Here is a 14,042-nt window from a genome sequence, read left to right as displayed (position 1 = left end):
AAGACTAAATTTAAGGATAAATTATGAAATTTAGCGCTTAAAATATTCATTACAAAAGCTTATTTTTTATCTACGGTTTTAGATAATTTTCTAAATTTAGAGCAAGCGTCACTTGCGCCGTAATCGCACGCCAAACCGTAAAATTCCATCGCTTCTTTAGCGTTTTTCTCAACACCTTCGCCCACTTCATACATATCGGCTAAATTGTAACATCCATCGCTATTTTTACCGTCGCAAGCCATTTTGTAGTATTTAGCCGCAGTTTTGAAGTCTGACTCCACTCCAAGTCCGCTATCATAAAGAGTGCCGACCTTTAAGCATGCATCGCTTACCTCAGCTTTGCAAGCCTTACTATAAAATTCCATAGCTTTTGTGTAATCTTGCTTCATGTCATTTAAACCATCATAATACATATCTCCAACCATCTTACAACCGTCCATATCGCCCATGTCGCAAGATTTTTTGTATAGATCGCTTGATTTGTAAGCAGTCGAGTTATCGTCTAAAACCCCGCCTCTTTCAAGCTGAAGCGCAAATATATAGCAAGCCGCCGCGTTCTTTTCATCTTCACAAGAGCGTTTATATAGCTCCATAGAAGCCGTAGAATCATAACTATCCTTGACATATCTTTTTGTCGCCTGCTCAAAAAAATTTGCACCAAATACGCCGCTTATTAAAGCGGTAACTAAAATCAATTTTTTAACCATCTCTTCTCCTTGTTTTAATTTTTACTTAAGCGTCTAAACTGGACGCACCCCTCATCATACCCAAGATCGCAAGCCTTTCCGTAAAATTCGGCTGCTTTTTTCATATCTCTTTTTATCTCTTCATTTCCATCTTTATAAACAATAGCGATAGTTAAACAGCCTTGCAGATTGTCCATATTGCAAGCCTTCTCGTAAAGCTCGGCAGCCTTTTTATAATCCTCCTTAAGCCCGCCTATGCCGCCATTATAATGATATGCAAGCATCATACAAGCTGAACTTATCTGGGCATTGCAAGATCTATCATAAAGCTCTCTAGCCTTAGCGTAATCAACCTCAAAACCGCCAAAGCCTTCGTTATACATGTCGCCAACCGTCTTGCAAGCGTCCATATCACCCATGTCGCAAGCCTTTTTGTATAACTCATCGGCTCCGTTTTGATCACCCATGCCACCTAAAATAATGCCCGCGATATTACAAGCGGCGGCTACTTTATCATCATGGCATGATTTTTCATAAAGGTTTAAAGAGACTGCATAGTTGCTATTGTGAAAAAGAAATTTCTTAACCGCCTTTTCAAAGTTACTTTGAGCATATACCAAAACCCCAAGCGACAATAAAACGATAAATTTTCTCATCTTCTATTACCTCCTATGATTTTGCTTATGCGATCAGAATCCTCGCAAGCTTCGTATATACCCCCGTCGCATGCTTGCATGAAAAACACCAATGACCTTTTTAAATCTTTTTTAATACCCGATTTTGAGCCTTCATACATCTGTGCAAGCATATAGCAACCGTAAGGAGAGTCGTTTTGGCAAGCAAATTCATAAAGCCTAACGGCATTTTTGAAGTCTTTATCAAGCTTATAAAAATGCCCGAGTTCAAAGCAAGCGTCGCCAAGTCCCGCTTCACAAACCTTTTCGTATATCTCGCGAGCTTTTTTATGATCTGTTGCGACACCACCTCTTCCTTCGTTATATATATCGCCTATAGCTTTGCAAGCATCCATATCGCCCATGTCGCAGGCTTTTTGATATAGTTTAAAAATTTGTCCGGTATCTTCTTGAGGCATATAGCCTTCTTCTTGCTTTTTTGCAACTATATAGCAAGCCGCGGCAACTTGATCTTCTTCGCACGCTTTTTTACAAAGCTTCAAAGCCGCCTCTTGATCTCTTTCGTCATGAAACATAAATTTCAAGGCCGCTTTTTCGAAGTTGCTTTGAGCAAATGCGGATAAAGTAAAAAAGATAAACAGTATAAATTTTATAGACACGCCATCTCCGATTGATATGTTTAGTTTTGATTTGTATATTTTATTTAATTAATATCAATACAAAGTATCACAAATAAAGATTTTTATCATATGGATTTTTGATTTATAAATATGAAATTTATCGCTTATAAACAGCTTTGCTTATTTTGAAAATTTATCAAAAAACCACATAAAAGCAAAGAGAAGTCCCGGCGCTTTTACTTTTTTCTCATCACGCATAAACTCTCTTGCATGAGAAATTTTTATATACACGCTTTCTATCTTTTCGCCGTCTATTCCACCGCCCTTTGAAACTCTCATACTCTCGTTTATTTTGGCAAAAAACATAGTTTGCTTATTGCCTCCAAAACCAAGCGCACCATGAGTAACTGCTATCTTTTCAACGTGATCCAGTCTAAACCCAACCTCTTCGATAGCCTCTTCCTTGATCGTCTCTTCTTCGCTTAAGCCCTTATCCATAAGTCCTGCACAAAGCTCGTAAGTATAGCCCATATCTTCATACTTTTCACCCTCTTTTTGCAAGTTATACCAAACGGCCGGGCGAAACTGCTTAACCAGCAAAAAGGCGTCTTGTTCTTCATGATACAAAAGCACGGACACGCTACTATGCACATGAACGCAGTCCCAATATCTTTTAACTCCGTCCATCTTGTATCCAAGCCTATAAGGTCTAATAAATTTAGACTCCTTAAGTCCTAAAATTTCTATATCTTCTATAATAGTATCCATTTAGCAAGCCCCAAGAAACTAAAAAATCCCACTACATCCGTAACCGTCGTAAGAAGCACGCTTGAGCCTACGGCCGGATCGATATTAAATTTCTTTAAAGTTAAAGGTATGAAAGTCCCAAAAAACCCTGCAAAAAACAAATTTATAAGCATTGAAGCTCCTATTACAACGCCAAGCATAGGGCGAGAAAACCAGACAGAAGCGATAATACCCATCATCACGGCAAATATAAATCCGTTTAAAAGCGCTATAGAAAGCTCTCGCTTTAATACATCTTTGGCATCTTTAAATTCGATATCTCCAAGAGTTAGCTTTCTAACCGTTACCGTTAGCGCTTGAGTGCCTGTGTTGCCGCCCATGGAAGCTACTATCGGCATCAAAACGGCAAGTGCCACATAGCTTGCGATCGTCTCGTCAAACAGCCCTATGATACTTGAAGAGACTATAGCCGTAAATAAATTTATAAAAAGCCAAATTCCGCGCGATTTGGTCGCCTTAATGAGGCTATCTTCCTCTTCTTCGTCCGCATCACCAACGTTTGCAAGGTTATAAATTTGCTCCGTAGCGCTCTCTTGGATAAAGTCGTGTATATCGTCCGTTGTGATACGACCAAGTAAAACGCCTTTGCTATCAACAACCGCTATGGAGTTCATATCGTAGTCCTGAACTCTCTCTACGACATCCTCTATAGGCTCATTATCAACCGCCACATGAGGCTTATATTTATCTTCCTCGCTTCTTGCAATGATATCTTTAAGCGTGGAGTTAAAGTTAAATAAAATCAGATCCTCAAGCGGTATAGCATAACGCAAAATTTGTTCTTCATCTACGATAAAAAGCTGAGATACGTTTTCAAGTTCGCCGTTCTCTTTTTGAACTCTTAGTCTATCGACCGCAGATTGAAGCTTTTCTTGTAAATTTGCGCTAAAAAGCTCGGTTTGCATATAAGCGCCGGCTTCATTTTCATCATAACTTCTAATACGTAAAATTTCTTCTTGATCATCCCTATCAAGCCCGTCAAAAAGCTCCTTCGCCTTTTGCTCATCGATATCTTCGATATATTCTAAAAGCTCGGCGGCATCGTCGCTTTCTAGCTCCTCGATAGCTTCGATAATCTTTTCGCTAGGCAAGGTTTCAATCACATCTTTAAGCATGTGATCGGGAAGCTCGATAGCTACATCGCCTAAAATTTCAGGCTCAAGCTTTTCTATATATTCTGCAAATAGCTCTTCATCGTGCTTTTTAACGGTTCTTAGATGTTGAGCCAGATCGGCTGCGCTAAGCTCCTCATCGATAGTGTCGTTTAGGTGAGAGTCTATAAGCTCTTTGGCTTCAAGCAGTTGATCATTTTCGTTCATCTATATCCTTAAACTCGATAAAGTTATCAAAGACTTCCTCTTTTTCGCTCTGAATATCTTCTACGATATATTTTTTCATCTTTGCATCGTTTTCATCGACAACTTTTTTAAATTTACCGCTCTCTTTTGAGCCGGAGCTCGTTATAATAGCCTTTTTTGACTTAAGCATTTTTTCGGGATTTATGGCTTGTTGGTTTTTATAAAGACCAAAGTGAAGGTGCGCTCCCGTGCTAAGCCCCGTATTTCCGACATAAGCTATAACCTGTCCCTGTTTTACTTTAGCGCCTGATTTCATGCCTTTAGCAAAGCCGTTTACATGAGCGTAAAGCGTCTCGTATCCGCCGCCGTGATTTATGACTATGGTTTTACCGTATCCGTTTTTTCTGCCTACGAATTTCACCTTGCCGTCGCCTGCCGATTTGATAGGAGTCCCCTTTGGCGCACCGTAATCAACTCCCAAGTGAGCCTTATATCTTTTAAGCACGGGATGATACCTCTTAAGAGTAAAAGGCGATGTTATCTTAGCGTTTCCAAGGGGTCTTATTAGGAAAAATTTATCGTTTTTTTTACCGCTTTTATTATAAAATTTATTTTCAAATTTATAAACAGAATATAGTTTTTTACTAGCCTCAATCATAGCTGCATGAATTTCAGGAACACCAAAAACTCTTCCCAAGCGACGCTTTTGAGTATAGACTATAATTATCTTATCGCCTTTTTTAAGCTTTCTAAAATCAATTTCACCTTTCATAGCCAAAGTAAAAGCATTTGCAAGTCCTATGCTTCCTGTATGACTAACGATATCTTTATAAGGAGAATTTTCGAGTTTAATGCTTAAAATTTTATCCTCTAATTGATAGGATATAGGCGCTAGATGAACTTTAAATTTATTATACTCATCTCTTTCTATATGTATCTGAAGCTCTTCATTTACAGGTATTAAAATTTGGCTTATCTCGTTATCGTCATCTCTTAATATATGATACCTAGCGCCCGCTTCAATCTCTCCGACAGCCTCTTTATCTTCTCTGTCAAGGTTATAATAAAGCGAAAGAGGGATTGAATTAGCTTCTAAAAACGTTAAAAAAGTAGAGCCGTTTGGCCAAGAAAGCTCTTCTACGCTAAGTTTAGCGGCGCAAAGTTGAAGACTTAAAAATATACCGACAAAAAAAATTCTAACCATACGCTCCCCTGAATAAATAATAGGGATAATTTTACTTTATGCTTGCTTATATTTTGCAAAACTAAGCTGTTTTAAGTTATAATCGTTTGAAATTTTTAAAATTTAGGAGCGAATTTGAGACGGATTTTGTTTATCTTAACTGCAATTTTTACATTTGTTTTCTCGGCGGAATTTAACATAAAAGAGTATCAAACTCCGATAATTGAAGCAAAAGACGGATTTGGAACTATCATCGACAGTCCTGATATAGTAGTAGGTTCAAGCGGTATAGTCGTGCATAAATTTGACGCTCGCAAAAGCTCTATCATAGCTCGCGTTAGCGTAACCGAAAAAGGCGGCGGATTTGCAAAAATTCGCTTTGAAGTATTTGACAGCCTAACTCAAAAAGCGCTTCCGATCCCCGGAATTCTTCCAGCAAGCGGAGATACGGTCATACTAAACCACCTTTACAACCGCTCTTTAATCATAGTTCCAAACAAAGAAATTTACAACGAAGTCATAAGCGCTTTTAAGGATATGGAGTTTATTCACCCAGATATCGTGGGCTCATACTTAAGTTACGAATATAAACCAAACCCGAGCCGAGACGACTTCCGCAAGATGTGCTCGCAAAGCGCTGCGGGGCTTATATTTATCGCGATGAATAACGAAAGTCTGTTTGCGGACTGCCAAAGCTTTGAAGTGCTTAAAAAATTTCAAAGCGGAAGCGTGGCGTATTATCAGCTACCTTTTTATACGAGAGTTAAAGATATAGACACGGTATTTTGGAAACTTGGGTCAAGCAAGATAAGCGACTTTGATCGCCATTATAAATCACTTTTGAAAGAGAAGTAATGGAAAAAAGACATATTGATTTTTTCACTAAACTACTAAATCAAGACAATGCATATTTTGACAAAGCGCACTTGCTAGCTTACAGCTATGATGCGACGAGAAAGCGCCATTTGCCTGATGGAGTGCTATTTCCAAGAGATGAAAGCGATGTAAGCGAAATTTTAAAATACTGCAACGAGCATAAAATCCCAGTTATCCCAAGAGGTGCCGGAAGCGGCTTTACGGGAGGATCTTTGGCGATAGACGGCGGTATCGTGCTTGGATTTGAAAAGCATATGAATAAAATTCTTGAGATCGATATGCAAAACATGGTCGCAGTAGTTCAACCGGGTGTTATAAATATGGACTTGCAGCGTGCAGCCGAAGAGGTAGGGCTGTTTTATCCGCCAGATCCTGCGAGCCAAGACTACTCAACCATAGGCGGCAACGTAAGCGAAAATGCAGGCGGCATGAGAGCCGCAAAATACGGCATAACCAAAGACTACGTAATGGCGCTTCGTGCCGTGCTTCCAAACGGAGAGGTCATAAGAGCGGGCAAACGCACGATAAAAGATGTCGCGGGATATAATACGGCGGGAATTTTGATAGCTAGCGAAGGAACTCTTGCGGTGATAACCGAAATCACATTAAAACTAATCGCAAAACCGAAATTTCAAAAAACAGCGATGGGTGTATTTGATAGTGTAAATTCGGCCATGAACGCCGTCTATAAAACTATGGCGGCGGGCGTAACTCCAGTGGCGATGGAATTTTTGGACAATTTAAGCATAAGAGCGGTTGAAGAGAAATTTCAAAAAGGCTTGCCTGTAAATGCGGGCGCTATCTTGATAACTGACGTTGATGGCGATATACAAACGGGACTTGATCAGGATTTAGCGACTATAGAAAGAGTGTTTAAAGAAAACGGCGCAAGGGAATTTAAGGTCGCACGCGATGATGCCCAGAGAAAAGATATCTGGTTTGCGCGTAGAAACTGCTCGCAAAGCATTACGATTTACGGAAATTTAAAGCTAAACGAAGATATCACCGTGCCACGCTCAAAGCTTCCCGAATTGCTTGATAAAATTTCGGAGGTTTCTAAAAAATACGGCGTTAAAGTTCCGTGTTTTGGTCATACGGGTGATGGAAACGTCCATACGAACGTAATGGTTGTGGATAAAACCGATCCCGTTCAGGTAGAAAACGGTCACAAGGCGATAGAAGAAATTTTTAAAATCACGGTTGATCTTGGCGGCACGCTTAGTGGCGAACACGGCATAGGCATAAGCAAGGCAGAATTTATGCCGCTTGCTTTTAGTGAAGCTGAAATGCAGCTATTTAGAGCGATAAAAAAGGCGTTTGATCCAAACAATATCCTAAATCCAAATAAGATGGGGCTATAAAAGCCCCCGTAAAAATTTATAAATTTAGATAATAAAACTGCACGGGAGCTTTAAATTTAGGATCAATATCTTTAGGATCAAGAGATTCTTTATATTTCACTGCTATTTTAATCTTAACGGCATATACTATTTCACTATCATAATACTTATAAAATTGACCCTTACTCAAGCATGAATTTTCTCCTGTAGCCTCCCAGATACTATCTCTATCCGAGCTTAAAATTTGCCCCACTTCAAGCTCTCCTATTATTTTAGCAATAGGCTTTGGTGCATATACATAAATTTTTTGAAATCCTTTTGAAAATTTACGCTTTCTATGAATAACGCTCTTTTGCCCCGATACAAGCATATCACAAGACGGTCTGTGAATAGACATCACTATCGCAGAAACTTTCATCTATTCTCTACCTCTACGAAGCTCTCGCCTCTACCGTTATCATACATATCATATACAACAACTTCTTGTGAGCTAGGATTTTCATTTATACTTTTTATTAGTTCATCTTTTCTAAACTTCAAACCCTGTTCTATCTCTTGAAAAAATTTATCTTTTATCTCTGAATTATTTTTTGCATTTAATATCATGCCGCTAGTCTGAATAAGCTTTTCCATGACAAGAACAACCTTTGCCATAACTTCAAATTCTTTTTCGTTTTTTGGATTATCTATTATATAAGTGGCCTTGCAAGTTGAGCGTTTAGTTTTATCGTCGATATTTAAAATTTCTCTTTTTTGAATTTTTATAGCAGAGAGCGAATCGTCTAGAATTCTATCTAGTCTTGGATCAAATTTATTATACATAGCATCATATGATTGAATTCTTATCGCGGTTAAACTTGCATCATCGCTATCACAGTTATAGCTACTATCATTACCGCATCCTACCAAGAGCAACATCGCAGTTATAGGTGTTAAAATTTTTACTTTTTGCATTAAGTTTTTCTCCTTTTAAATTTCTTTTTTACTACTTACTATATAAGAATTGCTAAATCCACAGTTCTTGCATTGAGTATAGACTCTAAATTTGCTTATCTGAAAGACGGCATTAACAGTTTTTTTATTGCCATTTTTAAGCTTTATTTCTTTGTTTCCTTGGACAATATCTTCGTTTAAAAGCTTTTTGTCTATTATTTTGATACTAAATTTTTTATTACACTCTTTGCATTTTGAAAACCAAGCCATAATACAAAAGGCAACAAACCACCCAGAAATACTCCACATAAACCGATCATAGTTAGCATACTCGTCTCCCAAAACAAACCAAACAATAACTCCTAGTATTAAAGCTAAAAAGGTAGCTTTAAGTTCGCTCATAGCACGAAAATCAACTTCACTCATTCTCTTTCCTATTAAATTTTAAAATAAGCATATTCTAAGACATTATTTCTAAATTTACTATAAATTTACGAATTTATGTCGCAATTTACTATTAAATTTATAAAAGCTAAACTTTTACTATGAAATACAGCCAACAAGACAAAGCGAGAATTTTAAAAATCACGACCAGAACTCTACAAAGATGGAAAACGACAAAGCCCGAGCTTTACGCCATCATAGAAGCAAGCTTTAAAATGCGTGAATTTATCGATATAGAAGAAGAAAATATATCCGAAATTAAAAGCATTATAAGAAGCTCAATCCCATCTCAAAAACCGTAACAATATCTAAAATTTCAACTTAAAAATAGTAAAATAAGCCTTACGATAAAAGGATTGTTATGATAAAAAAACTCAACAAAGAAGAGCTAAAAGCATATATCAAAATCGCACTTAGTATCAAAGACAAACAGCTCTTTCACTACGCCTCAAGCCTTAGCTTTCACACTATGCTTTCGATTATCCCGGTGCTTCTCATCTCATTTTCCATTTTTACGCAGATGCCAAGCTTTAAGGTGTATTACACCAAGATAAAAGAGTTTATTTTTTCGTCTCTTTTGCCTTCAAATCAAGATGTGATAAGCGAATATATAGAGACATTTTTGCAAAACAGCTCAAGTCTGGGTATGCTAGGACTTGGCGCTATTATCTTTACTTCGGTAATGTTTTTCGTAGATTATGAATACGTTATAAACAAAATCATGAAAACCGAGGGCAGAAGCTTTTGGCACTCTTTAAGTGCGTATTGGACGCTTATCACCCTTGCTCCACTTGGACTTGGGCTTAGTTTTTATCTGTCAAATTTGCTTCAAGATTTCTTAAATGCGACATACTACACAAAGTGGATAAACTTCTTAAGTATATTTCCGTATCTTATCATTTGGGCGATATTTTGTATAACGTATCTCATCTCCGTAAGTCGTCCTATAGCGGTTAAAAACGCCTTGTTTAGCTCGTTTGTAGCTTCCTTGATATGGTATTTTGGCAAAAGCCTATTTGTATTTTACGCGGTAAATAACAAAACCTATCTTAGTATTTACGGCTCTTTTTCAGTCGTGCTGTTCTTTTTCGTATGGGTTTATGTTTCGTGGATTATATTTTTATACGGAGTGAAATTATGCAGCTTTTTAGAGCAAAAAGATAGAGCGAAAAAGACCATCGACAAATAACAAATTTTGCAAATTTCAAAGCAAGACTAAAAAACAAAACAAATTTAATACTACGATAAAAATAGCTAAATTTCGGCTTTTAATGCTGATTAACGCGCAGATGTTATATGCTAAAAATATCCAAAAATTAATATTTAAATTTACGCTTGGCAAACGCAAAGACAAAAACCAAACTAAAAATTCATCAAATACTCCGCCTAAATTTAGCACGTGCAGCAAGGCGGCAACAGGATAAAAAACAGTAAAAATTATACTTACAGGAAGCACGCTAAACTGCTGAAAGCTAATAAGCGGAAAAAAATAAAGTACAGGAATAATCATCGCAAAAAATACCCACAAATTCAAAAACAAGACGTGAATTAAATTTGAAAATTTATCCTTAAAATGGTGCAAGTAAAGATAGATGAAAAACACTCCCGCGCAAGAGAAGTAAAACCCCACGCTAAAAGCTAAACTTGGCATAAAACTAACCGCCAAAGCAACGATAACGGCGAGGATTTCAAAACTTATTACGCGTATATTGCGACTAAACAGATAAAAGACAAATAGACTCATCAAAAACGCTCGCAAAAACGACGGCACAAAATCAATAAGCCACAGATAACTAAACAAAATAGCAAAAATCACCGCGCTTAAATCAAATTTTTCACTTCGATACGGAAAATATCTAGCCTGAAAATATCTATAAAAAGGACGCAAGCAAAAATACATCACGCCAAAAATCAGACCCAAATGATAGCCTGAGATCGCCACGAGATGAGCGATTCCAAAGTGATTTACATCATCTCTAAGCTCTTTTGAAATCGGCGTTGCGAGAAAAAGTGCCGCATAAAGCTCTTTGGCTTTTGTTTCATCATGCTGACCTGCGATAAATTCATAAAATTTATCCTTTAAATTTTCTTGCAAACTGTTTTGTAGATTTTTGCTTTCTCTAAGCTCAAGCAAACCGAAGTTGGGCATATAAAAATTCTCGCTTAAAAACTCTATGAATTTTACGTTTTTTTGAGTGGGACGAACCAAAATTCGAGCATTTATCTCAGGCTCAAACTCCGCTTTTGAGGTGGTGTAGAAGCTAAATTTATCCGTCTTTAGCTTAAGAATTCGGTAATTTTTGCCCTTATCGTTTTGTTTAGTATAGCTTTGAAGCACTTTTGCGTTTAGTGCAAGATATCTGTTTTGTTTAAACTGATAAAAATCATAAAATTTAAGGCTTAAATTTATAGATAGTATGATTATGCAAAATAGACAAAACAGCCCTATTTCGGCTCTATTTTCAAAAATTTGGTTTTGCTGCACGGGATTTAAAGCTTTAAAATTTGAAAATTAAAAGCTTTAAGCAAATATAAATTTTCAAATTTGAAAAGCATGTCAAAAATTTACCTTAGCCCGTAAATTCGGTAATTTGAGGCGCGAAACTCTTATCAACAAAGCGCGTAAATTCCTTTTGAAAGATGACTTCAACCGTCCCGACAGGTCCGTTTCTGTTTTTGCCTATGATGATCTCGGCGTCCTCTTCGATCTTATTTGGGATAAATTTGCGCACATACTCCTTGCCTTCGGCTTTGGCGCGCTTTTCACGCTCTTTTTCCTCTTGCTCAAGATAAACCTCATCGCGATAAACAAAAAGTATCATATCCGCATCTTGTTCTATCGCTCCCGATTCTCTTAAATCACTTAGCATAGGACGTTTATTTGCCCGTGCTTCTAGGCTACGATTAAGCTGAGATAAGGCAATTATCGGCATATCAAGTTCACGCGCAAGAAGCTTTAGTCCGCGTGAAATTTCAGCTATCTGCAAGTGGCGATCGGCATAGTTTGAAGTAGCCATCATAAGTCCGATATAATCAATCACGCAGAGTGAAATTTCAGGATGGCTTGATTTTAGCTTACGCATTTGAGTGCGAATTTGATGGATATTTACATATCCGCTATCGTATACAAAGAGCTTTTTGTTTGCCATATCGTCGCATGCATCGCTCATCCTGCTCCACTCGTCATCATCCATCTTGGCAGTCATGATGTTTTGAAGCGGGATTGAGGTTTTGGCAGAAAGCATTCTTAGCATGATCTGCTCGGCAGGCATCTCAAGCGAGAAAAACACGACTCCGTTTCCTCGCCCAAGCACGTGGTTCATCAAATTTAGACAAATCGTCGTCTTGCCCATACCCGGGCGTGCGGCAATGATGATAAGATCGCCGTTTTTAAAGCCCTTCGTCATCTCGTTTAACTGCCTAAAGCCCGTGTCGATACCTACGATATCTTTATCCTCAAGCAATTTTTGCTTCTCAAGATGAGCCAAAACATCAACTATAATCTCTTTGCTATCTTTTATCACGCCTGCGGCAGAGCCTTCAACAAGCGAATAAAAACTCTGGCTAAGCTCATCGACCATATCCCGACTTGGCTTATCTTCGCTTACTTTGTTTGGTATCTGATGAGCTATCTTTACAAGAGAGCGTTTTATCGACTTTTCACGAAGTTCGGTTGCGTATTTTTTGATGTCAAGGATTGAATTCGTGCCGATAATGTTGGCTAAAATTTCCTCGTCAAATTTGTTTGCGAGCTTAGTCTTTAAAAAGCTAGTTTCGATAGGCAAATCGGCATTCATGCACTCAACCATCGCGGTATAAACGTCGCAGTGCCCCTTAAGGTAAAAATCCCCCGCCGAAATAATGTCAAAAATTTCAGCCAAATTTTCACTACTATAGATAATCGAGCTTAGTATCGCACGCTCCATATCAAGGTCATAAAGGTTGTGCATATCGATATTTTGGGCTTTTGCCACGTTTTTCTCCAATCATTTATATTTTAAATTTCAGCCATACAAAAGAGCTAAATTCTTTAAATCTCTCGCAAATTTGCTTGAAATTCTATCGCCAACCAAAAACCGACGACAAATTTATCTCGTCCAAATCACAAGCAGGCTAAATCAACTACGAGACTTTATCTCCTCGTCAAGTTCCAAAAGAAATCTATCCACAAGCTCATGCTCTTTCAGCCTTGCAACGACTTCGCCTCGGCGCATTATAAGCCCGCTTTCTTTGCCAAAAGCTATGGCCACATCAGCACCCTTAGCCTCGCCTATCGCATTTACCACACAGCCCATAACAGAGACGTTAAGCGGCTCTTTGATATGCTTTGTCTTTTCCTCGACTATCTTAATCGCCGCCATTAGATCGCTTTGAAGCCTCCCACAGGTAGGGCAAGAGATGATATTTAATCCCTCTTTTTGCCTTCCACTATCTTTTAAAATCGCTTTTGCGACTTTTATCTCTTCTTCAAGCTCACCCGTGATACTTACTCTCATCGTATCGCCGATACCTTCGAGCAAAAGCCCGCCAAGAGCTATGGCTGACTTTATTGTGGCATGAAAAGTCGTGCCGGCCTCCGTAACGCCTAAGTGAAACGGATAATCAACCTTTGGACGAAGAGCGCGGTAAGCTGCCATCGTGCGCTCAACATCGCTTGATTTAAGCGAAATTTTAATGTCTGTGAAATCAAAATCCTCAAGCAAATTTATATTATACATCGCGCTTGCGACCATCGCTTCAACGGTTCGTCCGAATTTGTTCTCAAACTGCTCTTCAAGCGAGCCTGAATTTACGCCTATTCTGATAGGTAAATTTCGCTGCTTGCACGCTTCAACGACAGCTTTTATCCGCTCTTTTGAGCCGATATTGCCCGGATTTATCCGCACCGCATCGACAAATTCGCTCACTATGAGCGCATATCGGTAGTTAAAATGAATGTCGGCAACCACGGGAAGCGGGCTTTGTTCCACTATCTGCTTCAAAGCGCTCGCATCCTCTTTGTCAAGCACGGCGCAGCGGACTATATCACATCCCGCAAAATATAGCCTATTTATCTGCTCTAGCGTGCCTTTTATATCTTTTGTCTTTGAAAAAGTCATCGACTGCACCGATATAGGAGCGTCGCCACCGATTAAAACATCGCGAATTTTTATCTGTCTGGTTGGATATCTTTGCAAATTTAGCCTTTAAATTTTTGAGTAATTATAAAAAATTTTCTCT

At 38.3% G+C, this 14,042-nt stretch carries 16 protein-coding genes; 4 read left to right on the top strand and 12 right to left on the bottom strand.

Annotated elements, in window-relative coordinates:
- Positions 1-59 precede the first annotated feature (59 nt).
- The 6 genes from ACHJH3_RS04045 to ACHJH3_RS04020 all read right to left on the bottom strand — a co-directional run bounded on the left by ACHJH3_RS04045 (position 60) and on the right by ACHJH3_RS04020 (position 5,250).
- A complete protein-coding gene (locus ACHJH3_RS04045) occupies positions 60-707 on the bottom strand; it encodes a tetratricopeptide repeat protein (RefSeq protein ID WP_407063682.1) in 648 nt (215 codons plus the stop codon).
- A gap of 14 nt (positions 708-721) precedes the next feature.
- Positions 722-1,342, bottom strand: coding sequence for a tetratricopeptide repeat protein (locus ACHJH3_RS04040; RefSeq protein WP_407063681.1), 621 nt, complete (start codon positions 1,340-1,342; stop codon positions 722-724).
- Complete coding sequence (locus tag ACHJH3_RS04035) at positions 1,339-1,980, bottom strand: tetratricopeptide repeat protein (protein WP_407063680.1); 642 nt, start codon at positions 1,978-1,980, stop codon at positions 1,339-1,341. Before ACHJH3_RS04035 ends, ACHJH3_RS04040 begins: the two co-directional genes overlap by 4 nt.
- A 141-nt stretch (positions 1,981-2,121) precedes the next feature.
- The gene (locus ACHJH3_RS04030) at positions 2,122-2,709 is read right to left on the bottom strand and encodes an NUDIX domain-containing protein (protein ID WP_407063679.1); all 588 of its coding nucleotides are present in this window, start codon (positions 2,707-2,709) and stop codon (positions 2,122-2,124) included.
- A complete protein-coding gene (mgtE, locus tag ACHJH3_RS04025; protein ID WP_169943138.1) occupies positions 2,694-4,067 on the bottom strand; it encodes a magnesium transporter in 1,374 nt (457 codons plus the stop codon). Before mgtE ends, ACHJH3_RS04030 begins: the two co-directional genes overlap by 16 nt.
- Entirely contained in the window at positions 4,054-5,250 is a 1,197-nt protein-coding gene (locus tag ACHJH3_RS04020; protein WP_407063678.1) for a peptidoglycan DD-metalloendopeptidase family protein, read from the bottom strand. The genes mgtE and ACHJH3_RS04020 overlap by 14 nt, the downstream gene beginning before the upstream one ends.
- A gap of 114 nt (positions 5,251-5,364) precedes the next feature.
- On the opposite strand from ACHJH3_RS04020, the gene ACHJH3_RS04015 reads away from it, so the two are divergent.
- Complete coding sequence (locus ACHJH3_RS04015; protein WP_407063677.1) at positions 5,365-6,084, top strand: plasminogen-binding N-terminal domain-containing protein; 720 nt, start codon at positions 5,365-5,367, stop codon at positions 6,082-6,084.
- Positions 6,084-7,466: an FAD-linked oxidase C-terminal domain-containing protein gene (locus ACHJH3_RS04010; RefSeq protein ID WP_407063676.1), complete on the top strand. Its 1,383-nt coding sequence runs from the start codon at positions 6,084-6,086 to the stop codon at positions 7,464-7,466. The genes ACHJH3_RS04015 and ACHJH3_RS04010 overlap by 1 nt, the downstream gene beginning before the upstream one ends.
- Before the next feature lie 16 nt (positions 7,467-7,482).
- Here the strand turns inward: ACHJH3_RS04010 and ACHJH3_RS04005 are convergent, their stop codons facing one another.
- Genes ACHJH3_RS04005 through ACHJH3_RS03995 form a run of 3 tightly spaced genes read right to left on the bottom strand, consistent with a single transcriptional unit; the run spans position 7,483 to position 8,804 of the window.
- On the bottom strand, positions 7,483-7,863 hold the full coding sequence (locus tag ACHJH3_RS04005; protein ID WP_407063675.1) for a hypothetical protein: 381 nt from the start codon (positions 7,861-7,863) through the stop codon (positions 7,483-7,485).
- Positions 7,860-8,399, bottom strand: a complete 540-nt coding sequence (locus tag ACHJH3_RS04000) for a hypothetical protein (RefSeq protein WP_407063674.1) — start codon at positions 8,397-8,399, stop codon at positions 7,860-7,862. The genes ACHJH3_RS04005 and ACHJH3_RS04000 overlap by 4 nt, the downstream gene beginning before the upstream one ends.
- A 15-nt stretch (positions 8,400-8,414) precedes the next feature.
- Positions 8,415-8,804, bottom strand: a complete 390-nt coding sequence (locus ACHJH3_RS03995) for a hypothetical protein (RefSeq protein ID WP_407063673.1) — start codon at positions 8,802-8,804, stop codon at positions 8,415-8,417.
- Between the two features lie 119 nt (positions 8,805-8,923).
- Here ACHJH3_RS03995 and ACHJH3_RS03990 point away from each other — a divergent pair, with 119 nt between their 5' ends.
- Complete coding sequence (locus ACHJH3_RS03990) at positions 8,924-9,124, top strand: hypothetical protein (protein WP_407063672.1); 201 nt, start codon at positions 8,924-8,926, stop codon at positions 9,122-9,124.
- Between the two features lie 59 nt (positions 9,125-9,183).
- Positions 9,184-10,011, top strand: a complete 828-nt coding sequence (locus ACHJH3_RS03985) for a YihY family inner membrane protein (RefSeq protein ID WP_407063671.1) — start codon at positions 9,184-9,186, stop codon at positions 10,009-10,011.
- Between the two features lie 15 nt (positions 10,012-10,026).
- Here ACHJH3_RS03985 and ACHJH3_RS03980 read toward each other — a convergent pair whose 3' ends face one another.
- From ACHJH3_RS03980 to ispG, 3 genes are all read right to left on the bottom strand, one after another.
- Entirely contained in the window at positions 10,027-11,307 is a 1,281-nt protein-coding gene (locus ACHJH3_RS03980; RefSeq protein ID WP_407063670.1) for a ComEC/Rec2 family competence protein, read from the bottom strand.
- 85 nt (positions 11,308-11,392) lie between these two features.
- Entirely contained in the window at positions 11,393-12,772 is a 1,380-nt protein-coding gene (locus tag ACHJH3_RS03975; protein WP_407063811.1) for a replicative DNA helicase, read from the bottom strand.
- Between the two features lie 168 nt (positions 12,773-12,940).
- On the bottom strand, positions 12,941-13,999 hold the full coding sequence (gene ispG, locus ACHJH3_RS03970) for a flavodoxin-dependent (E)-4-hydroxy-3-methylbut-2-enyl-diphosphate synthase (RefSeq protein WP_169943132.1): 1,059 nt from the start codon (positions 13,997-13,999) through the stop codon (positions 12,941-12,943).
- Between the last annotated feature and the right edge of the window lie 43 nt (positions 14,000-14,042).

This window comes from Campylobacter canis (genome assembly GCF_045504005.1).
Taxonomy (GTDB): Bacteria; Campylobacterota; Campylobacteria; order Campylobacterales; family Campylobacteraceae; genus Campylobacter_A; species Campylobacter_A canis.
This window is presented reverse-complemented; position numbering and strand designations above follow the sequence as displayed.